This is a genomic window from Pseudomonas sp. 21, assembly GCF_000955805.1.
Lineage (GTDB): Bacteria > Pseudomonadota > Gammaproteobacteria > Pseudomonadales > Pseudomonadaceae > Pseudomonas.
In genome coordinates this window covers 241,060-267,616 of record NZ_JYOA01000010.1, presented here as the reverse complement: position 1 = coordinate 267,616, position 26,557 = coordinate 241,060, and the positions used below count along the sequence as shown (strand labels likewise).

Genomic DNA, 26,557 nt, shown 5'->3' with positions numbered 1-26,557 from the left:
CTTCCCCGCCGGTGAATGGCGTTAGATCGCAGCGACGCGGCGCTGGACGAAGCGGTCGACGTACTCGTCGGCGGGCTTGTGCAGGATGTCGGTGGGCGCACCGACCTGGATCAGCTGGCCGTCCTTGAGGATGGCGATGCGGTTGCCGATACGCACGGCTTCATCGAGGTCGTGGGTGATGAAGACGATGGTCTTGTGCAGGGTCTTCTGCAGCTCCAGCAACTGGTCCTGCATGTCCGCGCGGATCAGCGGGTCGAGGGCACTGAAGGCTTCGTCCATGAGGATGATGTCGGTGTCCGCCGCCAGGGCGCGGGCCAGGCCGACGCGCTGGCGCATGCCGCCGGAAAGCTGGTGCGGGTAGGACTTCTCGTAGCCCTTCAGGCCCACGGTGTTGATCCAGTGCAGCGCGCGCTCCTGGCACAGCGCCTTGCTCTCGCCGCGGATCTTCAGGCCGTAGGCGACGTTGTCCAGCACGCTCTTGTGCGGCAGCAGGCCGAAGCTCTGGAACACCATGCTGATCTTGCGCCGGCGGAAGTTTTCCAGCGCCGCGGCGTCGTAGGCGAGGACGTCCTCGCCGTCCACCAGGATCTGCCCGCTGGTGGGGTCGATCAGGCGGTTGAAGTGGCGCACCAGGGTCGACTTGCCGGAACCGGAGAGGCCCATGATGACGAAGATTTCCCCGGCCTCGATGGACAGCGATAGGTCGTTGACGCCGACCACGCAGTCGGTGGCGGCCAGCACCTCGGCCTTGCTCTTGCCCTGGCGGATCATGGCCAGGGCCGCATCGGCCTTGGCGCCGAAGATCTTGTAGACGTTCTTGACCTGGATCTTGCTCATTTGCTGGCCTCATGGTGGCGCGAGCGGCCGTAAGCCTGGGTGATGCGGTCGATGACCACGGCGAGGATGACGATGGCGAGACCCGCCTCCAGCCCCTTGCCGACGTTGAGCGTCTGGATGCCGACCAGCACGTCCTCGCCCAGGCCACGGGCGCCGATCATCGAGGCGATGACCACCATCGACAGGGCCATCATGGTGGTCTGGTTGATGCCGGCCATGATGCTCGGCAGCGCCAGCGGCAGCTGCACGCCGAACAGTTGCTGGCGGCGGTTGGCGCCGAAGGCGGTGATGGCTTCCATCACCTCGCGGTCGACCTGGCGAATGCCCAGGTCGGTGAGTCGGATCAGCGGCGGCGCGGCGTAGATCACCGTGGCGAAGATCGCCGGCACCTTGCCCAGGCCGAACAGCATCAGCACCGGGATCAGGTACACGAAGCTGGGCATGGTCTGCATGATGTCCAGCATGGGCAGCAGCACGGCGCGGAAGCGATCGCTGCGTGCGGCGACGATGCCCAGCGGAATGCCGATCAGCACCGAGATGATGGTCGCGACCATCATCAGCGCGAGGGTCTGCATCAGCTTGTCCCACAGGCCCACAGCGCCCACCAGGAACAGCAGCCCGACGATCACCACGGTGGGCAGGATGCGCCGCGTGGCGTGCCAGGCGATGCCGGCGACGATGGCCAGCATCAGCCACCAGGGCGTCGCGCGCAGCACGCTCTCCAGGTTGACGATGGCCCACAGCAGGGTGTCGGAGATGTGGCGGAACACGTCGCCGTAGTTGGTGACCAGGGCATCGACCCAACCGTTGACCCAGTCGGCGATGGAGAAGGTGAAGCGTTCGGGAAACATGGCACGTACTCGTCAGGAGTGGGCATCACCGGGGAAGCAGCGCCTCCCCGGATTCGGCGGCGTCAGAGCGCAGCCTGGACCTTCTTCGCAGCGTCCTCGCTGACCCAGGTGGTCCACACTTCCGGGTGCTCCTTGAGGAAGGCCTTGGCCAGTTGCTCGGAGGTCAGTTTCTCCTTGGCCATCTTCGCCAGGTTCTGGTTCAACAGGTCGATGGGCAGGTTGACCTTCTCCAGCACGGCCACCAGTTCCGGGGCCTGATCGTGGAAGGCCTTCGACAGGCCGACCTGGATCTTCACGTCCTTGTTAACACCCGGCTCCTCCAGCTTCACCAGGTCGGCCTGGCCCATCAGCGGCGTCGGCGACCAGTAGTAGAAGAGAATAGGCTCCTTGCGCTTGTAGCTCGACAGCACGGCGGCATCCAGGGCCGGGCCGGTGCCGGGGCGGAAGTTGGTGTACTTGTCCTCGAGACCGTACTTCTTCAGCATCTCGGAGTTTTCCAGCTCGCAGGTCCAGCCGGCCGGGCAGTTGTAGAAGCGGCCCTTGCCCGGCTCTTCCGGATCGCGGAAGACTTCGGAGTACTGCGCGAGATCGGTCACGGCCTTCAGGTTCGGTGCCTTGGCTTCGATGTTGCGCGCCTTGTCGCCCTCGATCACGAAGCGCGGCACGTACCAGCCTTCGGTGGCGCCGACGATGGGCGCGCCCACGCCGACCACCTTGTTGGCGGCGGCGGCCTTGTTCCAGGCATCACTGCGGCCGATCCATTCCTCACTGAAGATCTGGATGTCGTTGTTCGCCAGCGCCTGCTCCATGGTGATGGAGTTGCCCGGCAGGCTGTCGGTTTCGCAGCCGTAGCCATTCTTCAGGATGATCTGCATGAGGTCGGTGAGCAGCATGCCGCTCTCCCAGTTCAGACCGGCGAACTTCACCGGCTTGCCACTCTCGCACCAGCCGGCGGCCTGCGCCGATGCCAGGGTGCCGCCCAGCAGACCGGCGGACAGGAACAGGCCCAGCAGCGTCTTCTTGGTGTTGTTCATCTGATGCTCCTAAACGTGAATGAGGTTGGGCAGTGCAAGGGCCGCGCATGCCTGTGGCCGCGCGGCCGGGCCGGTCTGTTCAGGTGCGGGCCGGCAGGATCAGCCGGTCCGGTACTGCCCGCGTGACGCGCCGGGCGACCAGGTAATAGAGAACGGCCGGAACCACGAGGCCGATGATCCAGGAGATATCCACGCCACCCAGGGCATCCACCAGCGGGCCGGTGTAGAACTTGGTGGAGATGAAGGGCAGCTGCACCAGCACGCCGATCACGTAGACGCTGATGCCGGGGATGTTCCAGCGGCCGTAGCGACCATCGGGGTCGGCCAGCGCCGGCACGTCGTAGTGCTCGCGGGTGACACAGTAGTAATCCACCAGGTTGACCGCGCTCCACGGGGTGAAGAAGGCCAGCAGGAAGAGGATGAAGGACTTGAACGCGCCGAGGAACGAATGCTGGCCCAGCAGCGCGATCAGGGTCGCGGCGCCGACGATCAGCAGGACGAACACCAGGCGCTGCACGCGGCTCACCTCCAGGTGGCCGCGGAAGCCGCTGATCACCGTGGCGATGCACATGAAGCTGCCGTAGGAGTTCAGCGTCGAGATGGTGATCTTGCCGAAGGCGATGCTGAAGTACAGCAGCGCGGCGACGGCGCCACTGCCGCTCAGGCCGACGATGTAGGCCACTTCATGGCCGGCGAACTGGCCGTTGGCACCGGCCGCGGCGAACACGCCGAAGATCATCGCCACTTGCGCGCCAATCACCGAACCGGCGCCCACGGCGAGGAAGGTTTTTACCGACGACGTCCTGCTCGGCAGGTAGCGCGAGTAGTCCGCGACATACGGCCCGAAGGCGATCTGCCAGGACGCTGCGAGCGATACCGCGAGCAGGAAGCTGCTCCAGCTGAAGTGGCGAATCTGCAGCAGCGCGCCGACGTCGGTCTGGCTCATCAGGCGGCTGAACAGGTAGACGAAGGCGATCACCCCGATGACGCTGGCGATGCGACCGATGACATGGATCACCCGGTAGCCGAGCACGGTCACCAGCACGATGACGCTGGCGAACATCAGGATGCCGACGCTGTCGCTGACGCCGAACAGCTGGCCCAGCGCCTGGCCGGAAAGCACCGTGCCGGTGGCGGTGAAGCCCAGGTACATCAGGCACACCAGCACGATCGGGATGGCCGCGCCGTAGACACCGAACTGCACGCGGCTGGAAATCATCTGCGGCAGGCCGAGCTTGGGTCCCTGGGCGGCGTGCAGCGCCATTACGCCGCCACCCAGCAACTGGCCGATGAGCAGGCCGATCAGCGACCAGAACACGTCGCCGCCCAGCACCACGGCCAGGGCGCCGGTGACGATGGCGGTGATCTGCAGGTTGGCGCCCAGCCACAGGGTGAACTGGCTGTAGAGCTTGCCGTGGCGCTCGGCCTCGGGGATGTAGTTGATCGAACGCACCTCGATCAGGGGTTTGGAGCTATCACTGGCCTGGGACATCGTTATTGTTCTCCCGACGGGATTCTTGTCTGTCGATGTACTGCTGCTTCACGGACCGGGCCGCCGCACCACGCCGTGCGACGGCCCTCTCCCTGGTCCTTGTTGCATCACTCACGGCTGCCTGGCCGCCGTAGGGCGCACAACGCGCCAGCGTTATTCGCCCTACGCGTGGCTAGCCGATCACTTGCCGGTGATCATCGGCAGGTTCAGGCCCTGCTCCTTGGCGCAATCAATCGCGATCTGATAACCCGCGTCGGCATGGCGCATCACGCCGGTGCCTGGGTCGTTGGTCAGCACGCGGGCGATACGCGCTGCAGCCTCGTCGGTGCCGTCGCAGACGATCACCATGCCCGAGTGCTGGGAGAAGCCCATGCCCACGCCGCCGCCGTGGTGCAGCGAGACCCAGGTGGCGCCGCTGGCGGTGTTCAGCAGGGCGTTGAGCAGCGGCCAGTCGGACACGGCGTCGGAGCCGTCCTGCATGGCTTCGGTCTCGCGGTTCGGGCTGGACACCGAGCCGGAGTCGAGGTGGTCACGGCCGATCACGATCGGCGCTTTCAGCTCGCCGCGACGGACCATTTCGTTGAACGCCAGGCCGAGCTTGGCGCGCTGCCCCAGGCCGACCCAGCAGATACGCGCCGGCAGGCCCTGGAAGCTGATGCGTTCCTTGGCCATGTCCAGCCAGTTGTGCAGGTGGGCGTCGTCCGGGATCAGTTCCTTGACCTTGGCGTCGGTCTTGTAGATGTCCTCGGCATCGCCGGACAGCGCGGCCCAGCGGAACGGACCGACGCCGCGGCAGAACAGCGGACGGATGTAGGCCGGGACGAAGCCGGGGAAGTCGAAGGCGTTCGCAACGCCCTCTTCCTTGGCCATCTGGCGGATGTTGTTGCCATAGTCGAAGGTCGGCACGCCCTGCTTCTGGAACTCCAGCATGGCTTTGACGTGCACGGCCATGGACTGCTTGGCGGCCTTGACCACGGCGGCCGGGTCGGTCTGCGCGCGGTCGCGGTACTGCTCCCAGGTCCAGCCGGCCGGCAGGTAGCCGTTGAGCGGGTCGTGGGCGGAAGTCTGGTCGGTGACCATGTCCGGGCGTACGCCGCGCTTGAGCAGTTCCGGGAGGATTTCTGCGGCGTTGCCCAGCAGGGCGATGGAGATGGCCTTGCCTTCGGCGGTGTACTTCGCGATACGCGCCAGGGCGTCGTCGAGGTCCTTGGCCTGCTCGTCGACGTAGCGGCTGGCCAGGCGGAAGTCGATGCGGCTCTGCTGGCATTCAATGTTCAGCGAGCAGGCGCCGGCCAGGGTCGCGGCCAGCGGCTGGGCACCACCCATGCCGCCGAGGCCGGCGGTAAGCACCCACTTGCCTTTCAGGTTGCCGTCATAGTGCTGGCGGCCAGCTTCGACGAAGGTTTCGTAGGTGCCCTGGACGATGCCCTGGCTACCGATGTAGATCCACGAGCCGGCGGTCATCTGGCCGTACATGGCCAGGCCCTTGGCGTCGAGTTCGTTGAAGTGCTCCCAGTTGGCCCAGTGCGGCACCAGGTTGGAGTTGGCGATCAGCACGCGCGGGGCGTTGGCGTGGGTCTTGAAGACACCGACCGGCTTGCCGGACTGCACCAGCAGGGTCTCGTCCTCATTCAGCTCCTTCAGGGTCTCGACGATCTTGTCGTAGCACTCCCAGTTGCGCGCGGCGCGACCAATGCCACCGTACACCACCAACTCCTTGGGGTTCTCGGCGACTTCCGGGTCGAGGTTGTTCATCAGCATGCGCAGCGGCGCTTCGGTCAGCCAGCTCTTGGCGTTCAGTTGGGTGCCGCGCGGGGCACGGATTTCGACGTCGCGGAATTTGGTCACGGAAGGCTCCTTCGCTTGCTCGGATCGTTAAGCCGGTGGGGGCTCTGGCGGTTCGTTCGACGGTTCCGAGAAGCTCGAAACCATCATGTCTATGCTTGTATGTACAAGTATAAGCAAAGCAAAGGCCAACCTTGGCTGACGCCGTACCTCGGCCGTCAGAAATTGATATCAAGATATTGATTTATAAGAATTAAAAGCGAAACCACGGCAGTCGGAAGCGGATGACGGAAAGGGCCGTCTGACAGACAATCGCACCAGAAGAAGGCTTCCATGCACCGTTTCGTTGCGTTCGGTAACACCGCTCGCTACGAAGGGACACAGGTTGTATAGACAAGCATTTTCCGAGCGGGGGAATGCCAGTCCGCAACGGCGATGTTCGCGAGCAAGCTCGCTCCTACAAAGAGCGCGGTGGTGGCCGGCCTGTAGGAGCGAGCTTGCTAGCGAACCAACGCCACACCCTTACTTCAACGCCGCATCTATTCTTCCCGCCGCCTCCGCCGACACCCACTTCGACCACAGCTCCCGGTGCTCGCGGAGGAACTTCGCCCGCACGTCCGCCACGTCCCGGTGATGCTGGGCCATGTCCGCCAGCAGCGCGTTGAACAGTGGCAACGGCAGCTCGACCTTCTCGAACACCTGCACCAGCTCCGGCGCCTTGTCGTGGAAGTCGCGGGACACGCCGATGCTGATCTTCGCCGGCAGCGAGCGCGATCCCTTGGGGGTGGGATCGTTGGCATCGGTCAGGGTCTTCCACGCCGCCTCGTCGAACGGCGGCTCCTCCAGCTGCACCAGCTTGAAGCGCCCCAGCAGCGGCGTCGGCGCCCAGTAATAGAAGAGCACCGGCCTGCCCTGGGCGATGGCCGAACTGATCGCCGCATCCAGCGCGGGGCCGGCTCCGGTGCGGAAGTTCACATAGCTGTCCGTCAGCCCGTAGGCCTTGAGCTTCTGCGTGTTGACGATCTCGCAGGTCCAGCCGGTGGGGCAGTTGTAGAAGCGGCCCTTTGCCGGCTCCTCGTCATCCTTGAACAGCGCCTTGTACTTCGGCAGATCGCTCACGGACTTCAAGTCAGGCGCGGAGGCCTTGATCCCTCGCTTGGCGTCGCCGTGCACCACGTAATCGGGCACCCACCAGCCTTCGCTGGCGCCCTTCACCGTCTCGCCCACTGAAAAGACCTGGCCGGCCTGTTCGGCCTGCTGCCACACGGTGCTGCGCCCGGCCCATTGCTCGCCGGTGACCTGGATATCGTTCTGCTTCAGCGCGTTCTCCATGGTCACGGTGTTACCCGGCACGGCGTCGGTCTGACAGCCGTAGCCCTTCTCCAGGATGAAGCGCAGCACCTCGGTGGTGAACATCCCGCTTTCCCAGTTCAGCCCGGCGAACACCACGGGCTTCGGGTAGGGGCAGGCGGCGAAGGTCTGCGCGCACAGCCCGAAGGCCAGCAGCAATGCGATCAGGTAGCGGTGAGCGGACATTGGGCGGCCTCCGGCACGTCGATGTCCTTAGGGTTTAGCCGCCGATGCCGGATTTGCCCACGACCATCGGACTGGAAATGCCACCGGCGGTGACATTCACTCCCTTCACGCACCACCGCACGCCACAGTGAAATGCCTAACCACGCGACCCGCGCGCCATGGCACAGCGATTGCTATACCTGTATATACAGGACCGATCCACGGTAACACTTTCACCGAACCCAGGATGCTGACATGTCCGAAACCCTGCTCCTGACGCCCGGCCAGTTCGACCTCGACCAGCTGCGCGCCATCTACCAGCACCAACCCGACCTGCAGCTCGCGGACGAATGCCGCGACGCCATCCTGCGCAGCGCGCAGACAGTCAGCCAGATCATCGCCGACCAGCGCACCGTCTACGGCATCAACACCGGCTTCGGTCTGCTGGCGCGCACCTCCATCGCCGAGGACCAGCTCGCCACCCTGCAGCGCAACCTGATCCTCTCCCACTGCACCGGCACCGGCCCCCTGCTGGACGACGCCAGCGTGGCGCTGATCCTGGCGTTGAAGATCGGCTCGCTGGCGCGCGGCTTCTCCGGCGTCGGCCTGCCGGTCATCGAGACACTGCTCAAGCTGTACAAGGCGCGGGTCTACCCGTGCATCCCGTCGCAGGGTTCGGTGGGCGCCTCCGGCGATCTGGCACCGCTGGCGCACCTGTCTTCGACCCTGCTGGGCGTCGGCCAGGTGCGCCATGAAGGGCGCATCCTCGAAGCCACCGAGGGCCTCGCCATCGCCGGCGCCGAGCCGCTGGTGCTGGGGCCCAAGGAAGGCCTGGCGCTGATCAACGGCACCCAGGTGTCCACCGCGCTGGCCCTGCGCGGGCTGTTCGCGGCGGAGAAACTGTTCATCTCGGCGGTGGTCGCCGGCAGCCTGACGGTGGAGGCGCTGAAGGGCTCGTTCGTGCCCTTCGATGCGCGCATCCAGGAAGTGCGCGGCCAGCCGGGACAGATCGCCGTCGCTGCGCTGTACCGCGAGTTGTTGCATGACAGCCCGATCAACCACTCGCACATCGACTGCAAGCGCGTGCAGGACCCGTACTCGCTGCGCTGCCAACCGCAGGTGATGGGCGCCTGCCTGGATCACCTGCGCTTCGCCGCGGGCGTTTTCCTGCGCGAGGCCAATGCGGTTTCCGACAACCCACTGGTATTCAGCGCTGACGGCGATGTTCTGTCAGGCGGTAACTTCCATGCCGAACCGGTGGCCATGGCCTCCGACGTGCTGGCGCTGGCGATCTCGGAGATCGGCGCGCTGTCCGAGCGGCGCATCGCCCAGCTGGTGGACCCGGCGATGTCCGGCCTGCCGGCCTTCCTGGTCAAGGAAGGCGGGCTGAACTCCGGCTTCATGATCGCCCAGGTCACCTCGGCGGCGCTGGCCTCGGAGAACAAGACCTGGGCGCACCCGGCGTCGGTGGACAGCCTGCCGACCTCGGCGAACCAGGAAGACCACGTGTCCATGGCCACCTTTGCCGCCCGCCGCCTGCAGGACATGGCCGCCAACAGCGCCGGTGTGGTCGCCATCGAACTGCTCGCCGCCGCCCAGGGCGTGGACTTCCACGCGCCGCTGCAAAGCTCGCCGCAACTCCAGGAAGTGCGCACGCTGATCCGCAGCCAGGTGCCGCACTACGAGCAGGATCGCTACTTCGCCCCCGACATCGCCGCGGCGCGGGCGTGGGTGGAGGATGGGGTGATGAGCCGCTGGATCGGTTACGCGCGGTTGTACGTCTGACCGGATGTTCGATGGCGTTTTACGCCATCGCGGGCATGGCCCGCTCCTACACGGAGCGGTGCCATTCACCCTGAAAAAGCGCCACTCCCGCATCTACCTGTAGGAGCGGGCCATGCCCGCGAACAGCGCCTGTAAGGCGCTTCTTCCGGGCCGTGGAATGATTAATGGGTATCGCTTCGCTCCACGCCATCCTACAAAAGACAAGGGCGCCCCGAAGGCGCCCTTTCTGTTCAGCGTGCTTCGAGTTCGATCACGCAGATATCCGCACTGCCCGCCACCTTCAGCCGCCACTCGCGCAGCGCACCATCGCCCTCGGCAATCAGCGTGTCATGCAGGCCCAACAGACCGGCGGCCTCGCCGTTCAGGCTGGCGTGAACCCCCTCGCCCACACTGAACAACAGCACCGTGGAAGCGCTGCTGAAGAAATGCGCCGCGCCGTCCACCTTCAGCCATTGCAAACGCGCCCGGTAGCGAGCGGGCGAATAGATCAGGTTGAAATCGCGGATCGCGCCGCCGAGCAGCGTGCATTCCACCGCGCTGGCGCCATCGAAGGCGAAAGCGTCGAGCGCTTTCAGAGCGCGGGAATCGACACCGTCGACCTTCAGCCGCATGCCCTCGCCTTCCAGCACGCTGATGACGCGCTGGTAGCCGCTGAAGGCGGAGAACGGCCCCGGCGCACCGACGTCGGCGATGGACACGCGCCAACCGAAACCCTCCAGGCCGTCGCCGGCATCGCGGACGATCTCGCGGGTGGTGCCCGCGCCGTTCTTCCAGGGCATCGCCGGGTAATCGGCGGCGCGCAGAATTCGCACTTCACTCATGAACTGAATCGTCCTTCCAGGCGGTAGCGCGAACCCGGATAGAGCAGGCGCGCGCTGGTGACGGTATTGCGTCCCGACCAGGTGCGCCGGCGGATCAGCAGGCACGGCTCGTGGCGGTCGACGGACAGCAGCTTGCATTCCTCGGGGCTGGGCAACACTGCCTCGACCACATGCTCGCCCTCGCTCAGCGGCGCAACCTGGGTGAGGTAGGCAAACGGCGTCTGCCCGGTGAAATCCTGCTTCAGGTAGTCCGGCGCCACGGCCGCGTTGACGTAGCGGTCCTCGATCTGCACCGGGATATCGTTCTCGTAGTGCACGATCACCGAGTGGAAGATGCGCTGGCCCTCGCGCACGTCCAGCGCCAGCGCACGCTCGGCGCTGGCCAGCTCTTCCACGAGACTGATCACCACCAGGTGATGCTTGTGCCCGCGAGCGGTGATTTCCTCGGCGATGTTCTGCACCTGGAACAGCGCGGACTGGCCCTTGGGCTCGGCGACGAAAGTGCCTACGCCCTGCATGCGCACCAGCAGGCCGTCGGCGGTCAGCTCGCGCAGCGCACGGTTGATGGTCATGCGGCTGACGCCCAGCTCGTCAACCAGTTCCGCCTCGGACGGCACACGGTGGTGCGGCGGCCAGGTGCCGGACTGGATCTGCTGGATGATCAGTTGCTTGACGCGGGCATACAACGGCGCGGGAATTTCCCCCATCTGCGCGGCGAGCGACGAACCCTCGGCGGGCGAGGTAGGCGTGGGCGATGCGGGCACGGGAAACTCCTTGTCGTGGCGACGGTGTTCTTTCTTTGGAGGGCGACTGCGGTCTGACTCCGGCATGTACCGGATTCGACCCGTGCATACAAGTCCTCTGACGACCGCCGGGTTGCCTTGCAGTTTACGGTCCCGGCAAACGTCTGTATATGTATATACAAACTCCAAGAAACCCGCGAGGACCTCCCGCATGTCCGTTCTGTTCGCCGAAACCGCCCTGCTGCCCACCGGCTGGGCGCGCAACGTCCGCTTCGAGATCGATGCCGCGGGCCTGTTCACCGCGATCACCCCGGACGCCAGCGCAGAAGGCGCCGAACGGGTTTCCGGGCCGCTGCTGGCGGGCATGCCGAACCTGCATTCGCACGCCTTCCAGCGCGCCATGGCGGGCCTGGCGGAAGTCGCCGGCAACCCCAACGACAGCTTCTGGACCTGGCGCGACCTGATGTATCGCCTGGTCGGCCGCCTGTCGCCCGAGCAGGTCGGCGTCATCGCCCGCCAGCTGTACATCGAGATGCTCAAGGCCGGCTACACCGGCGTCGCCGAATTCCACTACGTGCACCACGACGTCGACGGCCAGCCCTACGCCAACCCGGCGGAACTGGCCCTGCGCGTCAGCCAGGCGGCAGCGGATGCCGGCATCGGCCTGACCCTGCTGCCGGTGCTCTACTCCCACGCCGGCTTCGGCGGCCAGGCACCGAGCGACGGCCAGCGCCGCTTCATCAACAGCACAGACAGCTACCTGATGCTGATCGACGGGCTGCGCACACACCTGGCAGACCAGCCGCAGCAGGGCCTCGGCCTGTGCTTCCACTCCCTGCGCGCGGTGACGCCGCAGCAGATCGCCGAGGTGCTGGGCGCCGATTCCAGCGGTTGCCCGGTGCACATCCACATCGCCGAGCAGCAGAAGGAAGTCGATGACTGCCTGGCCTGGAGTGGCCGGCGTCCGCTGCAGTGGCTGTACGAGAACGTCGCCGTGGACGAGCGCTGGTGCCTGGTCCACGCCACCCATGCCGAAGCCGACGAAGTCACCGCCATGGCCCGCAGCGGCGCGGTGGCTGGCCTGTGCCTGACCACGGAGGCGAACCTGGGTGACGGCATCTTCCCGGCCGTGGATTACCTGGCCCAGCACGGCCGCTTCGGCATCGGCTCGGACAGCCACGTGTCGCTCAGCGTGGTGGAAGAACTGCGCTGGCTGGAATACGGCCAGCGCCTGCGCGACCAGCGTCGCAACCGCCTGTACGGACAAGATCAACCCATGGTCGGCCGCACCCTGTTCGACGCCGCCCTCAGCGGTGGCGCCCAGGCGCTCGGCCAGCCCACCGGTGAGCTGGCGGTCGGCAAGCGCGCCGACCTGCTGGTGCTCGACGGCGGCGACCCTTACCTGCAGACCGCCCGTGGTGACGCGATCCTCAACCGCTGGCTGTTCGCCGGTGGCGATCGCCAGGTGCGCGATGTGATGGTTGCCGGGCAATGGCGCGTGCGCGAAGGCCGGCACGCCCTTGAAGAGCAAAGCGCCCACGAATTCGCCGATGTGCTTCGCAAACTCCTGGATTGAGAGGTCCTTGTTGGATGGGACTAAATCTGTAGGAGCGAGCTTGCTCGCGAACAGCCCCGCTGCGAAGTTGGTTCGCGAGCAAGCTCGCTCCTACGAAGAGCAACAACGCCCCCAAGGGGCGTATTCTCATGGAGCCGCCGAACTCGAATCGGCTGCCCGCCAGATCAGGTCATCCGTCTGGTAGCCCCGCGCGTGGGCCAGTTCCAGCAACTTGTCCCGCGTCGCATCCGGCACCACCGGCTTGCGCGACAGCAGCCAGAGGTATTCGCGATTCGGGTTGCCCACCAGCGCAGTCTGGTAATCGTCATCGACGTAGAGCACCCAATAATCGCCCTTGGCGATACCGGGGAAAATCTTCGAGAAGGTGTTGTCGAATCGTACCCAGAGCTTGTCGGTGCGGCCCGGCACCTGCGCCTCGGCGCGGCCGGTGGCCTGGTCCCAGTCGCCATCCTTCGTCAGGCAGCGGTTGGTGACGGCGATGCTGGAGTCGGGCTGCAACTGGTAATGCGCTTCGGATTGCGTGCACTGGCGCTGGAAGAACATCGGCTTGCGCGCCAGCTCGTACCAGGTGCCCACGTAGCGCTCGAGGTCGACCTGCACGGTCTGTGGCAGCTGCTGGGCGGAGCCCGCGCAGCCACTCAGAACGGCGAGGCAGGCCAGCCAGGTGAGGGATCGAGGGGTGTATCGACGCATTCTCTCCTCCTTGGCCGCCTGCCCTGCCCGGGGGCTTACTTCAGGCCCTGGGCGGAGAACAGCAGCACCTTGTCACCGGCGTACTGGATGCTGATGAAGGCCTTGTCATCGCCCCACGTGCAGCTGGAAACGCCCAGTGCACCGGAGCATTCGGTGGGCTTGCCGAGCAGGCTTTCCACCTCGGCCTTGGTCATGCCGGTTTTGATCTTGGAATAGTTCTCCTGGTTCACTTTGCTGCAAGCGGCCAGGACGACACAGAACGCGACGAGCGCGAGGCGGCGGAAGGACATCGACAACTCCATTGTTTTGGGGGGCAGGCCAACAAGCTTGGCACAGGGCGACCGATTCGGCCGCCGGGTTGGAGTCAGAAACGTGAGCCAGGTTCCGTGAGGAACTGCGCTTCTTCAGCCGTGGAGTCACGGCCGAGGATGGCATTGCGGTGCGGGAAGCGGCCGAAGCGCTCGATCACCACCTGGTGCTTGCGTGCGTAGGCGAGGTAACCGGCGAAAAGCACCTTCTCGCTCTCGCTGGATTCGGCCTGCAACGCTTCGTACAGGCGCACGGCCTCATCCTGGCTGGCCAGGTCTTCGGCGTGCTCCAGCACGATGTAGACGAACACCCGCTCGATGCGCGGCAGCTGGCGGTCGAAACCGGCCTCCAGGCCCTGGCGCACCAGTTGCTGGGCGCGGGCGTCGCCGGCGTAGGCGCGCGGGGAATCGCGAAAGACCATGCGCGGCAACTGGTCCAGCAGCAGGATCAGCGCCAGCCAGCTCTGCGGCTCGCGCTCCCACTCCTGCAGACCGCCGTCCAGGGCCTGGCGCACCAGGCCGCCGAAACGGTTTTCCGAGTCCACGTCCTGGCAGCCACTCTTGCCGAACCACAGCGCGTTGCGCTGGGCGGCGACTTCATTGGCATCCAGCGCAGTGCCGAACCACCAGTCGAGCAGGATCTGCCAGGGCGCGGTGGTCATCAGCCTTCCTGGTGGTAGGCGGTGGCGCGCTCGACTTCTTCCTTCGAGCCCAGGAACACCGCAACACGCTGGTGCAGGCTGTCGGGCTGGATGTCGAGGATGCGCTGGCGGCCGTTGGTCGCGGCGCCGCCGGCCTGCTCGATGATGAACGACATCGGGTTGGCTTCGTACATCAGGCGCAGCTTGCCGGGCTTCTCGGGCTCGCGGGAATCACGCGGGTACATGAACACGCCGCCGCGGGTCAGGATGCGGTGTACGTCGGCCACCATGGAGGCGATCCAGCGCATGTTGTAGTTCTTGCCCAGCGGGCCTTCCTTGCCGGCCAGCAGCTCGTCGACGTAGCGCTTCACCGGGGCTTCCCAGTGGCGCTGGTTGGACATGTTGATGGCGAATTCGGCAGTGCTGGTCGGCACGGTGATGTTGTCGTGGGTCATCACGAAGCTGCCCAGCTCGCGGTCCAGGGTGAAGCCTTTCACGCCGTTGCCCAGGGTCAGGATCAGCATGGTCTGCGGGCCATAGATGGCGTAGCCGGCGGCGACCTGGGTAGTGCCCGGCTGGAGGAAGGCTTCCTCACGCAGGCTGTCGTTCTGGCTCAGGTATTCCTGCGGGCAGCGCAGCACGGAGAAGATGGTGCCGACCGAGACGTTGACGTCGATGTTGGAGGAGCCGTCCAGCGGGTCGAAGACCAGCAGGTAGGCGCCCTTCGGGTACTTGCCCGGAATCTGGTAGGGGTGGTCCATTTCCTCGGAGGCCATGCCGGCCAGGTTGCCGGCCCACTCGTTGGCTTCCAGGAGGATTTCGTTGGAGAGGACGTCGAGCTTCTTCTGCACCTCGCCCTGCACGTTCTCGGTCTCCATGCTGCCCAGCACGCCACCCAGCGCCCCCTTGGAAACGGCGTGGCTGATCTCCTTGCACGCGCGGGCCACCACTTCCACGAGGTGACGCAGGTCGGCCGGGGTGTTGTGACTGCGGGTCTGCTCGATCAGGTAGCGGCTCAGGGTAACGCGGGACATGGAAGACTCCAGGGGAGAAGATGGAAAAAATCAGGGCGCATTCTAGCGTGGAAACGACCGCGATGCCTCCTTGCGCAGAGGCTCGCCGACTGCTTGGAGCCCGCCGCGCACGGGCAGTTCCCCAAAGGCGACCGGCCCCGCGACCTTCGGCCGCGCGGCGAGCGGTCCACTGGAAGGAAAGCGGGGTGACGGCCGCAACCGCCCGTCACCCCGCAACGCTCTCCTCAGGCGGTCAGAAGTCCAGGCTCAGCGCCAGGTTCACGCCCTGGGCCAGGTCGTCGCTGCTGCGGTGCGCGCTGTAGCCACCGCGCAGCGAAAGCTCCGGGGTCAGCTTCTGGGCGAAGCCGATGGTGGCGCGCTGCAGGTGGCTCTGCGGGGTGTAGCCCTGCAGGCTGAAGCCGATGTCCGGCAGGCTGGTGAAGTTCATGCCGACATCCTGGGTGTCGTCGGCATACTCGCGCTCCACGGCGACCTCGCCGAACAGCTGGGTGTCCTGCGACAGGTCCAGCTTGCCCTGCAGACCGACGCCCAGGCGCCGGGAGTAGCGGTTCTGCTCGTCGAAGGCCAGCGCGGTGGAGCGGCCGCTGTCCTCTTCGTAGCTGTCCACTTTCACCCGCGCCCAGTCGGCGCTGACGAAGGGCGACAGGTGCCAGTTCTCGCCGCCCTGGGCGATGTCGTAGCCCAGGCGACCACTGAAGGCCAGCAGGCTGCCGTCGGTATCGGCCTTTTCTTCCACTTCGTGGTTGATGATGGTGAACTTGCGGTTCGCCTCATCGAAGTCGAGCTTGCCGCCGGTCACGGAGGCGTCAGCCCACCAGCGATTCTGCTGGAACTGGACGAACAGGCTGCCCAGGTAGCTGTTGAGCTTGTAGTCGGAGTCGTCGGAGCCCAGCTCCAGCTTCTGTCGGTAGAAGCCCAGCGAGCCGCCGACACGCCAGGCGTCATCGAGGCGGTAGCTGGTGCCCAGGGTCAGGTTGGCGCCGTAGCCGGAGCCGTCGGCCGCGCTGTCCTGGTCGTCGTAGTCCAGGTGCTGCGCTCCGCCAGTGACGAAACCGCGCCACTGGTTCACGCCCTGCCAGTTTTCCCAGTCCGCCAGCCACTGGCTGCGCAACTGGTCCTGGTAGGCGTTGTACGTGCCCAGGGCCATCTCCGGCAGCATGGTCGCTTCCCACGGGGCGGAGAGCACCGAGTAGGCATAGTCGGCGATCAGGCTCTGGCCGGCGATGGTCGGGTGCACGCCGTCGTTGAAAATCAGCTTGGTCGGATCGGGGTTGCTGCCGTGTCGGCCATACACCGCGTTCTCGGGGCAGCTGTTGCCGCTGAAGCAGGTGCCGATGAGGTTCTGGTCGGTGGCCAGGCCATAGGCGCCCGGGTTGGCCAGCACTTCCTTGAACATCGCGGGGATATTCAGCGGGATGACATTGGCGTCGGAGGCAGCCAGCTGGCTGACCAATTCCTCGTTGAAGATGCCCGACAGCTGGGTGCCGAAGGACTCCAGCGCGGTGCCATTGGTGGCAGGGGTCTGGCCGAGGTCCGGCAGCAGCCAGACCATGATGTAGCGCGCCCCGGCGTTGTGCAGCGCATCCACGCTATCCACCAGACGGCCGGCCGCTGCACGGGCCGTCGGGTCGTTGGTGATGCGCAGCTGGAGGAAGTCGTTGCCGCCGCCGGTGAGGTAGTAGAGCGCGTTCGGGTCGGCGCGGTTGTTCACCAGGTAGCCGTCGCGGGTGCGGCTGGTGGAGCCGGAGGTGACCACCGAGCCACCGGCAGCGGTGATCGAATCGTAGATCTGGTCGGTGCGGTAGCCGCCGACTGCCCAGTTGTTGCCGTCCACGGTGCCGGGGACCAGCGAGGTCGAGGGGTTCAGGTCGGTGCCACTGATACCCAGCTTGCCGCCCAGGATCATCGGCGCGGTGGGGCCGAAGATCTCGCCGCTGCCGTCCAGGTAGGTCGGGCCGACGCGGTTGGTGAAGCGGGTGCTGGCGCCGGCGGGGCCGCCGGCATCAGCGAACTGTCCGGAATCGCTCAGGCTGTCGCCGAAGACGACCATGGTGGAATACGGCGAAGGGGCTGCGGAGGCCTGCGTGGCAATGGCCAATGCGCACGCAGCCGCCAGCGGGGTGAGCGCCTTTCTGATCATTCTGCTACTCCATGCTTTGTTGTTATTTGGCAATCAGAACAACCAAGACAGTATCAGAATTTCTACAGGCGACACCCCTATCTTGCGGCGATCCGCGTCGATCAGCTCGCCTGGCGGTTACTCCGCAGCAGGCTCAGCGCCATCAGCGCGAGCAGGCCGACGCCCGCCAGCAGCAACGCCCACAGGCCGTAGCGTTTCCAGTAGGTATCGGCTTTCGCGACATCGGCGGGCAATTGTGTCGCCGGCGCCTGAAGAGTGCCCTTGAGACGCGCCTCGCCCATGCTCGCCAGGCGCTTGGGCTCGTAGCCGGGCACCAGGGTGGTCAGCGGCAGGCTGCCATCGCTGATGGTGCCACTGCCCACCGCCAGTTCGTAGGGCGCGCCGCCGCGGGCGAGGAACACCAGTTCGCTGGCGCGAACACCCACGCTCAAGTGCGCCGTCGAACCGCCGAGACCGCCGCCGCGCGAATCCACCTGCAGTCGCAGCTGGCCCAGGGTGGTGCCGGGCAGTTCCAGTTCTTCCTGGGTGATTTCGCCGCCCTGCCCCGGCAGGCGATACAGCACGCCGCGCGCCAGCGGCGACCACTGCACATTGCCGTCATGGCGGCCGGAGATCACCACCGGCGCCAGGGTGTTGTCCTGCTGCAGGGGAATCCGCACGCGCTCCACCGGCAGCGCCAGCGGCAGGCTCCAGCTGAAGTCGCCCTTGCTGTCAGCCTTGGCCTCCAGCGGCTCGGACCAGAGCATCGGCACCGGGCCGCTACTGCTGCGGCTGCCACTGAGCGTGGCGCCGACCAGTTGCGCGGCCTGCTCCGGCGACTCCCACCACAGGCGCAGGTAGCGTGCCGTCTCGCCGGGCAGCGCGATGTCGTTCTGCTCGATGCGCTGGCCGTTGAAGTCCAGCCGTGCCAGTTGCCCTTCGCCCAGGGAACGCCAGTGCTCCAGGTCGTCGCTGGCCTCGATGCGCAGGCGCTGGAAGCCGTCGCTGTCGGCCGTCCAGTCCAGCTGCAGGCGGTCCAGCGGCAGGTCGCCGGAACCGGTTTCCAGCAGCCAGCCGCGCAGTACCTGGGTCTTGTCCTGCGCGGGCGCATTCGGGGTGATTTCCAGGATGGTGCCGGTGGTGCTGCGGACGATCTTCAGGTTGTCGCCGGCGGTGCTGCCGGAGGCACCGCGCAGCGGGAAGATGCGCGCCTGCACTTCGCTGCGTACCTCCTTTTCGCTAGTTGAGCGGGTGCGCAGGCTGTAGGGCAGTGCCTCGCCTTCGGCGTTGAAGATGCGCACGTCGCGCAGGTCGCCATGGCGGGCGGCGAACAGCACTTCGATGGGCAGTTGCACGCGGTACCAGGGGCCGTTGCCGGACACCTCCAGCGGCACGCGATTGGCGAAGTCCGCCGGAGTGGGCGCGGCACTGGCCTGGTTACCCAGCAGGCATGCACCTGCGAGCAGAACGAGGGCATTGAGCTTCATGCGGAGGGTTGCTCCTGTTGCGGTTGCTCTTCGGGCACCGGCCGGCGCGGCGGCAGCGGCGCGAAGTAGCCGACGATCAGCATCAGCACGCCGACGCCGATGAAGGAAATGATGCGTTCCAGGCTGCCGCCGCTGGCGCGGTCGACGAGGAACAGCTTGATCACCACCACGACCAGCAGCACCGCGCCGACCAGCCAGAAATCGCGGCGGCCGCGCAGGTGCCCGGCGATCATCAGACCCAGGGCGATCAGCGCCCAGACGATGGACAGCCCGGCCTGCACCAGCATGGACTGGCTCAGGGCGTCGAACTCGAACGGCACGCCGCCCCAGTGGTGCGCGGTGCGGCACACGGCCATGGTCAGCAGGGCGAACAGCGAAGCGCCCAGCACCGCCTGCACCGGCAGGCGCAGGGTGGATTCGGCCACGCCCAGTTGCGGCAGGCCCAGGCGCGTCCACTGGAAGATCGCCGCGAGCACGATGAGCATGCCCAGTTCCAGCGGGTTCACCAGCGGCAGGTAGGGCAGCGGGTCGGCCGCGCCATTGCTGAACAGGTTGACCAGCCAGAACCAGCCCAGCAGCGCCAGGGCCACCGGGGCGGCCGCGATGGCGCGGTATTCGCGTTCAAAGGCCGCCACCGGCCACGGCAAGCGCGCGGCCCCGCCCATGAGGATCAGGAACAGGCTCGGCACCAGTGCCCAGCCCAGCCAGCGCCAGGCGTTGTAATGCTCGGCCAGGGCGAAGAACAGGTAGCGCAGCTCCAGCGCCAGCACGCCAAGGATCAGCCAGCAGCCCAGCACATGGGCCGCCTGTGCAGCACGGTGCGGCAGCAAGGCAGCGAGCCGGCGCAGGGTGAAGAAGTGCACCGCGAACACCGCCAGCCAGCCGAGCCAGCCCAGTTCGGCCAGCGGGTGGTATTGCAGGCTCCAGGCACTGGCCAGCGCCACCAGCGACACCGGCACCAGCGCCAGGCACAGCAGCGCCAGCGCGCGCCACTGCTCGCGGCGCGCCAGCAGCGACCACAGGCCGACGCTGATCGCCGCCACCAGCAGCGCCACGTGCTCACGCATCTCGCCAGGCACGAAGCGGGCAATCTCCCATAGCGCGGTCAATGCCCACCAGCCGGCGCCCCAGACCAGCAGCAACTGCGAAAGCTGCTCCAGTCCAAGGCCGCCCAGCGCCAGGTTACGCTCGCGCTCGCTGGCCCGGTGCAGGCGCCAGGCGCCGACCAGTGCGGCCATCGCCAGCACCGCTGGGGTCCAGAAGCCCATGTGCGCCAACGGCTTCAGGCCTTCGCTGGGCAGGTCGCCGAACAGCGCGGCGCCGCCGAAGAGGAAGGCAGCCGCGCCGATCACCTGCAGCACCAGGCCGAAGACGAAGGCCGCGCGCTGCTGCAATTGCAGGCTCAGCCAGAGGATCAGCAGGCCGCTGCCCGCCCACACCGCCGCCGCCGTTTGCCACGGCAGCACGAAGAGTACGGCGAGGTTGATGAAGGCCAGCCCGAGCAGCAGGACCACACTCAGGCCGAGCATCAGTCGGCGGTCGTCACGCACCAGGGAATCGCGCGCGGCGATCAGCATGGCGGCGATCAGCGCCAGGCCGATCAGCGAGGCTGTCACCAGCCCGCGCCAGCCTGAACCGAGCACGCCACTGCCCTCCTGCGCGCCCTGCAGATGCAGGAGGAACACCGCGCCGCCCAGCAACTGCACTGCAAACGCGCAAGCCAGGAAGGTACGCGAACGCAGGCGCAGCGCGGCGAACAGGGTCGCCAGCCCGGCGACAGCCCAGGCCATGGCCGTGCCGTCCGCGCCCAGCAGCAGGGGTGCGATCAGGTATAGGAACGCCAGGCCGAAGGCCGCCAGCACCGGGCGAGCGCTCGGCTCCCAGCTGCGCAGGAGGTGCGGATCGGCGTTTCGCAGGTTCCAGAAGCTGAACAGCAGCGCTCCGCCGAGCATCAGCGCGCCCAATGGTGCGCCTTCGAGCAGCGTCAGCGACTGCGGGTCGGCGCGCAGTTCGCCGAGGAAGGCCAGCGCCGCGCCCACTTGCAGCAGCAAGGCGAAAATCCGCGCCAGCGGCCGCTGCTGGCGCAGGCCGAGCCAGAAGATGCCGGCGCCTTCTACCGCCCAGGCGGCGGAGGTCCAGCGTGCGTCCAGCCCCAGCGGGATCGCCAGGGTGCCGAACACCACGCCCAGCGCCAGGCAGGTTTCCACCAGCAACAGCGCGCGGCCAGCGGTGCGCCCGGCCAGTAGGCGCGCGAGGACCATGTAGAACAAACCCAGCGCCAGCGCGCTGAACGCCGCGCCGAATTCCAGGTGCTGGATGATCCCGTACTGCAGGCCGAAGCCCACCAGCGGCGTGCCGAACAGGACAGTGCCGTCGACGTAGTCGGTCTGCCGCGCCGACCAGCGCAGCAGCGCCTCGCGGGAGTCATCCTCCGGCGCGCCAGCCGCCTCGCGCAGGCGGCGACGGGCGAACAGCAGGCCGATGGCGACGTAGGTGAGGAAGAACAGGATCAGGAACGGTTCGGTCGTTCCGAACAACTCCGGCTTGTACGACCGCAGCCCCCAGGCCAGGCCGATGCCGAAGGTGCCGAAGAAGCCGATAAGGTTGAGCATCCGCCAGGCCTTGAACCAGGCAATGGCGAAGATGCCGGCGTTGAGCAGGGCAAAGTAGCTGAACAGCGCGACATGGCTGCCGCCTCCGGTGGAAGCGAGGATCGGCGCGGCGAAACCACCCAGTGCGGCAGCGGCGGCAAGCCCCAGCGCATCCTGGAGGATGGCCAGGATCGCCGAGAACAGGGTGACCGCCACCAGCAGCACGAACCCGGCCTGCGGGTCGATCAGCACTTCGCCATGGTTCATCGCCGGGTACAGCTTGATGCTGGCGAATACCGTCAGGTAGAGCACGGCGACGCCGGTGCCCTGGAGGACCAGCGCATAGGCCGGACGCCGGTGACGCAGCCACCAGCCGAGTCCAAGCAGCGCCAGCGCGGCAGCGGCGGTGCCGAGGTACGGCCCCTGCGGCGGCAGGGTCATGCCTTCGGTGGCGTAGCGTAGCAGGAAGGCCAGGCCGAGGAACAGCAGCACCACACCGACGCGCAGCACGGTGTTGCCGCCCAGCAGCCAGTCGCGGGCGGCACCGAAGGCGCGGCCGAACAGGGAAGGAACGGGCGGTTGTGGTGGCACCGGCGGGGCGGCAGGAGCCGGCTGCGGCTGAACCGCGGGCGCCTCGACGCGGGCCTGGGTAGCCGGCCTTTCCATCGGCTCGAGCACCAGGTCGGACCACTCGACGGGCGCTTCCACCTGCGCGGCGGCCGCCGGGGCCGACGCCAGCTCGTTGGTGGGCAGCTCGATGTTCCACTCCAGATCGGAGGCAGCGGTTTCGCTGGCGGGAGTTTCGACCTCGGGCTCAGCCGCAACCGGCACAACCGGCAGGTCCGGCGCAACGGACTCGACACTGGCCGGCGGAGGCGTCTGCCCGGCCGCGCCTCGCTCCACCAGCAGCAGCCGCTCATAGAGGGCCTTGGTGCCCTGGTCGAAGCGCTCGCCAAAGGCCTTCAGCTCACCACGAAGGCTGGCGTTCTCCCGCTGCAGGCTGTGCAGCGCGAAGGCCTGCCCCAGCGCGAGGCCCATCACCGCGCCCAATACCGCCCCGGTGATCGACTCGCCCGCAGCGGCGCCGATGACCAGGCCGACCAGCATGAAAATCCATTGCATGCTTTCGAATCCTTGAGGTTCTGTGCGAATCCATCCCGATCCGGACGCGTACGCCCGGAGAGCTGAGTATATCGGCCCGGTTCCCTGGGCCGCGTCCACGATCTCACAGCTTCGAAGGATCAGACGTCAGAAGGTGGTCATTCGGCCACGCTCGGTGAAAAAGTCAGAAATTTCCTAAAGGGTGACACTCAGCTGTAGGAGCGAGCTTGCTCGCGAACCGCCCAGCCTCGGCGTCACCGGGTAACTCGTTCGCGAGCAAGCTCGCTCCTACAAAGAACAACGCTCCAGCGCGGAAGACGGCCAAAAAAAAGCCGGGCAGATGCCCGGCTTTTTTCGTGCGACTGGTCGAGTTAAACCTTGGCGCGCTCGTAGCGCTTGCGGTCGTTCTCGTTCAGCATCTTCTTGCGCAGACGGATCGACTTCGGCGTCACTTCCACCAGCTCGTCATCGGCGATGAATTCCAGCGCCTGCTCCAGGGTGAAGCGGATCGGCGGAACCAGGGCGATGACTTCGTCCTTGCCCGAAGCGCGCATGTTGTCGAGCTTCTTGCCTTTGGTGGGGTTGATCACCAGGTCGTTGTCGCGGCTGTTGATGCCGGCCAGCTGGCCTTCGTAGATCTCGTCGCCTGGGCCGAGGAACAGCTTGCCGCGGCTCTGCAGGGTTTCCAGCGAGTAGGTCAGCGCGGTGCCGGTGGCCATGGAGACCAGTACGCCGTTCTGACGGTTGGTCACTTCGCCGGCCTTGATCGGGCCGTAGTGGCTGAAGGTCGAGGTCAGGATGCCGGTGCCCGAGGTCAGGGTCAGGAAGTTGTTACGGAAGCCGATCAGGCCACGCGCCGGGATGGTGTATTCCAGGCGCACGCGGCCCTTGCCGTCGGGGATCATGTTGGTCAGATCGCCCTTGCGCAGGCCCATCTGCTCCATCACCGAGCCCTGGTGCTGCTCTTCGATGTCGATGGTGACGTTCTCGTAAGGCTCCTGCTTCTCGCCTTCGGCGGTCTCGATGATGACCACTTCCGGACGGCCGACGGCCAGCTCGAAGCCTTCACGGCGCATGGTTTCGATCAGTACCGAGAGGTGCAGTTCGCCACGGCCGGAGACCTTGAACTTCTCCGGGGAGTCGCCTTGCTCGACGCGCAGGGCCACGTTGTGCAGCAGTTCCTTGTCCAGACGGTCCTTGATGTTGCGGCTGGTGACGAACTTGCCTTCTTTACCGGCGAACGGCGAGTCGTTGACCTGGAAGGTCATGCTCACGGTCGGCTGGTCAACGGTCAGCGGCGGGCGCGCTTCGACGTTCTGCGGATCGCACAGGGTGTCGGAGATGAACAGTTCGTCCATGCCCGAGACGCAGACGATGTCACCGGCTTCGGCTTCAGCGACTTCGATGCGCTGCAGGCCCGAGTGACCCATGATCTTCAGGATACGGCCGTTGCGCTTGGTGCCGTCGTCGCTGATGGCCACGACCGGGGTGTTGGTCTTGACCTTGCCGCGGGCGATACGGCCGATGCCGATCACGCCGAGGAAGCTGTTGTAGTCCAGCTGGGAGATCTGCATCTGGAACGGGCCGTCGACGTCGACTTTCGGCGCCGGGACGTGGTCGATGATCGCCTGGAACAGCGCGTCCATGTTGTCGTCCATCTTCTCGTGGTCCATGCCGGCGATGCCGTTCAGGGCACTGGCGTAGACGATCGGGAAGTCCAGCTGCTCGTCGGTGGCGCCGAGGTTGTCGAACAGGTCGAAGATCTGGTCGATGACCCAGTCAGGACGCGCGCCCGGACGGTCGATCTTGTTCACCACGACGATCGGACGCAGGCCGGCCTTGAACGCCTTCTGGGTCACGAAGCGGGTCTGCGGCATGGGGCCGTCCTGGGCGTCGACCACCAGCAGTACGGAGTCGACCATCGACATCACGCGCTCAACCTCGCCACCGAAGTCGGCGTGGCCGGGGGTGTCGACGATGTTGATGCTGTAGTCGTTCCATTTCAGCGCGGTGTTCTTCGCCAGAATGGTAATGCCACGCTCTTTTTCCTGGTCGTTGGAGTCCATCACGCGCTCGTTTTCCGCTTCTTTGCGGTCGAGGGTGCCGGACAGGCGCAGGAGCTTGTCTACGAGGGTGGTCTTGCCATGGTCGACGTGGGCGATGATGGCGATGTTGCGCAGTTTTTCGATCACAGTGTCAGTCTCGATAGTGAATCTTCGGCTGCCGATTTCGGCAGCGGGGGCCGGGCCGTGGCGCGGCGGTGCAAAAGGTCAGGGCGTTAGCCTACGCACCCAATGTGTCGGGAGGTCGGTGGCGGATACTGCCGCCGAACAGTCCGGGCTGGCGGCGTTGATCCGCGCCTTTATTGCGGACGGTAAACACGCACATTGGTGTGCCCTTCGTTGACCAGGTGGTGGGCGTGCAGGCGACTCATCACGCCCTTGTCGCAATACAGGAGGTACTGGCGGTTGGGGTCCAGTTCCTTGAACTTGCTGTTGATCGCGTAGAACGGCATGGCCAGGACTTCGATGCCCTCGATGGCCAGCGGTTCATCTTCCTGGGCATCCGGGTGGCGGATGTCCACCACGATCTGGCCGGCCAGCACTTCGTCGACCATTTCCACCGCCAGGTCCTTGCCCAGTTCGTCGATCACGCGGTCGACGGTCATCTGGGTGGAGCGCTCCAGGGCGCGGTCGAGCACGGCCATGTCGAACTTGGTTTCTTCGTGGTCGACGCGGTGCGGCTTGGCCTGGGTGGTCGGGTTCACCGAGATCACGCCGCAGTATTCGGGCATGTGCTTGGCGAACTCGGCGGTGCCGATCTGCGTCGCGGTGTCGATGATGTCCTGCTTGTGGCTGACGATCAGCGGGCGCAGCACCAGGGTGTCGGTCACCCGGTCGATCACCGAGAGGTTCGGCAGGGTCTGGCTGGACACCTGGGAAATCGCCTCGCCGGTCACCAGCGCGTCGATCTCCAGGCGCTCGGCCACTCGGCTGGCGGCGCGCAGCATCATGCGCTTCAAGGTCACGCCCATGTAGCTGTCGTCGACCTTGGTGAGAATCTCGCCGACCACTTCCTCGAAGGGCACGCTGACGAACAGCACGCGCTGGGAACTGCCGTACTTCTTCCACAGGTAGTGCGCGACTTCCATCACGCCCAGTTCGTGGGCACGGCCACCGAGGTTGAAGAACACGAAGTGGCTGATCATGCCGCGGCGCATCATCTGGTAGGCCGCCACGGTGGAGTCGAAGCCACCGGACATCAACACCAGCACCTGCTCCAGCGCGCCCAGCGGGTAGCCGCCGAGGCCATCGTGCTGGGCATGGATCACGTAGAGGCGGTCGTGACGGATTTCCACGCGCACTTCCACTTCCGGGTTTTTCAGCGAGACGCCCGCCGCACCGCAATGCTGGCGCAGACCACCGCCGACGTAGCGCTCCACATCGATGGAGGTGAAGGGGTGCTTGCCGGCGCGCTTGCAGCGCATGGAGAAGACCTTGCCCGGCAGCTTGTCGCCGAAGTGGGCCTTGCACTTCTCCAGGATGTCGTCGAAGTCGCCCAGCGGGTATTCGTGCACTTCCAGGAAGTGGCCGATGCCCGGCGTGCAGGTCAGGCGCTCGATCATCTCGCGCAAGGCCTTGGGGTCGGTGACCCGGGTCTCGACCTCGAGGTTGTCCCACTCGCCCTCGACCAGCAGCTCGGGGTCGAGATCGCGGAGCACCGTGCGAATGTTCTTCGCCAGCTGGCGGATGAAGCGCTTGCGCACCGGCCGGCTCTTGATGGTGATTTCCTGGAAGACCTTGACGATGAGTTTCATGCGGATCGGGCGATTGCCATGGGACTGAAAAAAAGGGGCGGAATTATATCCGAAATTGCTCAAGACTTGAGCAGAAATCGGAGACTTTCTTTTTGGCGCACCAAAATGGACGCGCGCACCATGATGAAGCACCGAAACAGTGCACAATTATCGTGCATTTACCTGATTCCCTCGCCAAAGCCCCGGAAATCAGGGGCCCTGCCCGATAATGGGCACTGGCACGCAACTTGCTCTCTTGTGAGGCAGGTTGCCCTGGCGGAGTATTCCGGCCGGCATCACCCGATACTGGGGCACGAAAAAGCTCCCAGCTCTAATCCCTCCTGGAGG

The 26,557-nt window shown here is 66.0% G+C and carries 19 protein-coding genes; 2 read left to right on the top strand and 17 right to left on the bottom strand.

The window, feature by feature from the left end; translation table 11 throughout:
• Window positions 1-21 precede the first annotated feature (21 nt).
• The 6 genes from UB43_RS23140 to UB43_RS23115 all read right to left on the bottom strand — a co-directional run bounded on the left by UB43_RS23140 (window position 22) and on the right by UB43_RS23115 (window position 7,535).
• Entirely contained in the window at window positions 22-837 is an 816-nt protein-coding gene (locus UB43_RS23140; RefSeq protein WP_052969596.1) for a glycine betaine/L-proline ABC transporter ATP-binding protein, read from the bottom strand.
• Complete coding sequence (locus UB43_RS23135) at window positions 834-1,688, bottom strand: proline/glycine betaine ABC transporter permease (RefSeq protein WP_045215843.1); 855 nt, start codon at window positions 1,686-1,688, stop codon at window positions 834-836. Before UB43_RS23135 ends, UB43_RS23140 begins: the two co-directional genes overlap by 4 nt.
• Window positions 1,689-1,750: 62 nt before the next feature.
• On the bottom strand, window positions 1,751-2,722 hold the full coding sequence (locus tag UB43_RS23130) for an ABC transporter substrate-binding protein (protein ID WP_045215841.1): 972 nt from the start codon (window positions 2,720-2,722) through the stop codon (window positions 1,751-1,753).
• A 79-nt stretch (window positions 2,723-2,801) separates the two neighbouring features.
• A complete protein-coding gene (locus UB43_RS23125; protein ID WP_045215839.1) occupies window positions 2,802-4,214 on the bottom strand; it encodes a cytosine permease in 1,413 nt (470 codons plus the stop codon).
• A gap of 180 nt (window positions 4,215-4,394) precedes the next feature.
• Window positions 4,395-6,062, bottom strand: coding sequence for a urocanate hydratase (hutU, locus tag UB43_RS23120; protein ID WP_045215837.1), 1,668 nt, complete (start codon window positions 6,060-6,062; stop codon window positions 4,395-4,397).
• Window positions 6,063-6,521: 459 nt separating this feature from the next.
• Window positions 6,522-7,535: an ABC transporter substrate-binding protein gene (locus UB43_RS23115; protein ID WP_045215834.1), complete on the bottom strand. Its 1,014-nt coding sequence runs from the start codon at window positions 7,533-7,535 to the stop codon at window positions 6,522-6,524.
• A 234-nt stretch (window positions 7,536-7,769) separates the two neighbouring features.
• Between UB43_RS23115 and hutH the strand changes: the two genes are divergently transcribed.
• On the top strand, window positions 7,770-9,299 hold the full coding sequence (hutH, locus tag UB43_RS23110; RefSeq protein WP_045215831.1) for a histidine ammonia-lyase: 1,530 nt from the start codon (window positions 7,770-7,772) through the stop codon (window positions 9,297-9,299).
• A gap of 230 nt (window positions 9,300-9,529) precedes the next feature.
• Here the strand turns inward: hutH and UB43_RS23105 are convergent, their stop codons facing one another.
• A complete protein-coding gene (locus UB43_RS23105) occupies window positions 9,530-10,120 on the bottom strand; it encodes a HutD family protein (protein ID WP_045215828.1) in 591 nt (196 codons plus the stop codon).
• Entirely contained in the window at window positions 10,117-10,827 is a 711-nt protein-coding gene (gene hutC, locus UB43_RS23100) for a histidine utilization repressor (RefSeq protein ID WP_045216884.1), read from the bottom strand. Before hutC ends, UB43_RS23105 begins: the two co-directional genes overlap by 4 nt.
• Before the next feature lie 247 nt (window positions 10,828-11,074).
• On the opposite strand from hutC, the gene UB43_RS23095 reads away from it, so the two are divergent.
• Entirely contained in the window at window positions 11,075-12,439 is a 1,365-nt protein-coding gene (locus tag UB43_RS23095; protein ID WP_045215826.1) for a formimidoylglutamate deiminase, read from the top strand.
• Window positions 12,440-12,565: 126 nt separating this feature from the next.
• On the opposite strand, the gene UB43_RS23090 is transcribed toward UB43_RS23095, so the two are convergent.
• From UB43_RS23090 to thiI, 9 genes are all read right to left on the bottom strand, one after another.
• Window positions 12,566-13,132 (bottom strand): lipocalin family protein, encoded by a 567-nt coding sequence (locus UB43_RS23090; RefSeq protein WP_045215824.1) that lies wholly within the window; start codon window positions 13,130-13,132, stop codon window positions 12,566-12,568.
• 35 nt (window positions 13,133-13,167) lie between these two features.
• Window positions 13,168-13,422 carry an outer membrane protein assembly factor BamE gene (gene bamE, locus UB43_RS23085; protein WP_045215822.1) on the bottom strand — a complete coding sequence of 85 codons (255 nt, stop codon included), beginning with the start codon at window positions 13,420-13,422 and terminating at the stop codon, window positions 13,168-13,170.
• 74 nt (window positions 13,423-13,496) lie between these two features.
• Entirely contained in the window at window positions 13,497-14,102 is a 606-nt protein-coding gene (locus UB43_RS23080) for a DUF924 family protein (RefSeq protein WP_045215819.1), read from the bottom strand.
• A complete protein-coding gene (locus UB43_RS23075) occupies window positions 14,102-15,115 on the bottom strand; it encodes a class 1 fructose-bisphosphatase (protein ID WP_045215817.1) in 1,014 nt (337 codons plus the stop codon). The genes UB43_RS23080 and UB43_RS23075 overlap by 1 nt, the downstream gene beginning before the upstream one ends.
• Window positions 15,116-15,347: 232 nt before the next feature.
• The gene (estP, locus tag UB43_RS23070) at window positions 15,348-17,255 is read right to left on the bottom strand and encodes an esterase EstP (protein ID WP_045215815.1); all 1,908 of its coding nucleotides are present in this window, start codon (window positions 17,253-17,255) and stop codon (window positions 15,348-15,350) included.
• 101 nt (window positions 17,256-17,356) lie between these two features.
• Window positions 17,357-18,721, bottom strand: coding sequence for a DUF3999 domain-containing protein (locus UB43_RS23065; RefSeq protein ID WP_045215813.1), 1,365 nt, complete (start codon window positions 18,719-18,721; stop codon window positions 17,357-17,359).
• Window positions 18,718-22,434, bottom strand: a complete 3,717-nt coding sequence (locus tag UB43_RS23060) for a DUF2339 domain-containing protein (RefSeq protein WP_045215811.1) — start codon at window positions 22,432-22,434, stop codon at window positions 18,718-18,720. The genes UB43_RS23065 and UB43_RS23060 overlap by 4 nt, the downstream gene beginning before the upstream one ends.
• Window positions 22,435-22,784: 350 nt before the next feature.
• Window positions 22,785-24,605, bottom strand: coding sequence for a translational GTPase TypA (gene typA / locus UB43_RS23055; RefSeq protein WP_045215809.1), 1,821 nt, complete (start codon window positions 24,603-24,605; stop codon window positions 22,785-22,787).
• A gap of 170 nt (window positions 24,606-24,775) precedes the next feature.
• Entirely contained in the window at window positions 24,776-26,230 is a 1,455-nt protein-coding gene (thiI, locus tag UB43_RS23050) for a tRNA uracil 4-sulfurtransferase ThiI (RefSeq protein WP_045215807.1), read from the bottom strand.
• Window positions 26,231-26,557 lie beyond the last annotated feature (327 nt).

Coding starts and splice junctions, on each gene's coding strand:
- UB43_RS23140 (WP_052969596.1), bottom strand. CDS start 837: ATGAGCAAGATCCAGGTCAAGAACGTCTACAAGATCTTCGGCGCCAAG.
- UB43_RS23135 (WP_045215843.1), bottom strand. CDS start 1,688: ATGTTTCCCGAACGCTTCACCTTCTCCATCGCCGACTGGGTCAACGGT.
- UB43_RS23130 (WP_045215841.1), bottom strand. CDS start 2,722: ATGAACAACACCAAGAAGACGCTGCTGGGCCTGTTCCTGTCCGCCGGT.
- UB43_RS23125 (WP_045215839.1), bottom strand. CDS start 4,214: ATGTCCCAGGCCAGTGATAGCTCCAAACCCCTGATCGAGGTGCGTTCG.
- UB43_RS23115 (WP_045215834.1), bottom strand. CDS start 7,535: ATGTCCGCTCACCGCTACCTGATCGCATTGCTGCTGGCCTTCGGGCTG.
- hutH (WP_045215831.1), top strand. CDS start 7,770: ATGTCCGAAACCCTGCTCCTGACGCCCGGCCAGTTCGACCTCGACCAG.
- UB43_RS23105 (WP_045215828.1), bottom strand. CDS start 10,120: ATGAGTGAAGTGCGAATTCTGCGCGCCGCCGATTACCCGGCGATGCCC.
- hutC (WP_045216884.1), bottom strand. CDS start 10,827: ATGGGGGAAATTCCCGCGCCGTTGTATGCCCGCGTCAAGCAACTGATC.
- UB43_RS23095 (WP_045215826.1), top strand. CDS start 11,075: ATGTCCGTTCTGTTCGCCGAAACCGCCCTGCTGCCCACCGGCTGGGCG.
- UB43_RS23090 (WP_045215824.1), bottom strand. CDS start 13,132: ATGCGTCGATACACCCCTCGATCCCTCACCTGGCTGGCCTGCCTCGCC.
- bamE (WP_045215822.1), bottom strand. CDS start 13,422: ATGTCCTTCCGCCGCCTCGCGCTCGTCGCGTTCTGTGTCGTCCTGGCC.
- UB43_RS23080 (WP_045215819.1), bottom strand. CDS start 14,102: ATGACCACCGCGCCCTGGCAGATCCTGCTCGACTGGTGGTTCGGCACT.
- UB43_RS23075 (WP_045215817.1), bottom strand. CDS start 15,115: ATGTCCCGCGTTACCCTGAGCCGCTACCTGATCGAGCAGACCCGCAGT.
- estP (WP_045215815.1), bottom strand. CDS start 17,255: ATGATCAGAAAGGCGCTCACCCCGCTGGCGGCTGCGTGCGCATTGGCC.
- UB43_RS23065 (WP_045215813.1), bottom strand. CDS start 18,721: ATGAAGCTCAATGCCCTCGTTCTGCTCGCAGGTGCATGCCTGCTGGGT.
- UB43_RS23060 (WP_045215811.1), bottom strand. CDS start 22,434: ATGCAATGGATTTTCATGCTGGTCGGCCTGGTCATCGGCGCCGCTGCG.
- thiI (WP_045215807.1), bottom strand. CDS start 26,230: ATGAAACTCATCGTCAAGGTCTTCCAGGAAATCACCATCAAGAGCCGG.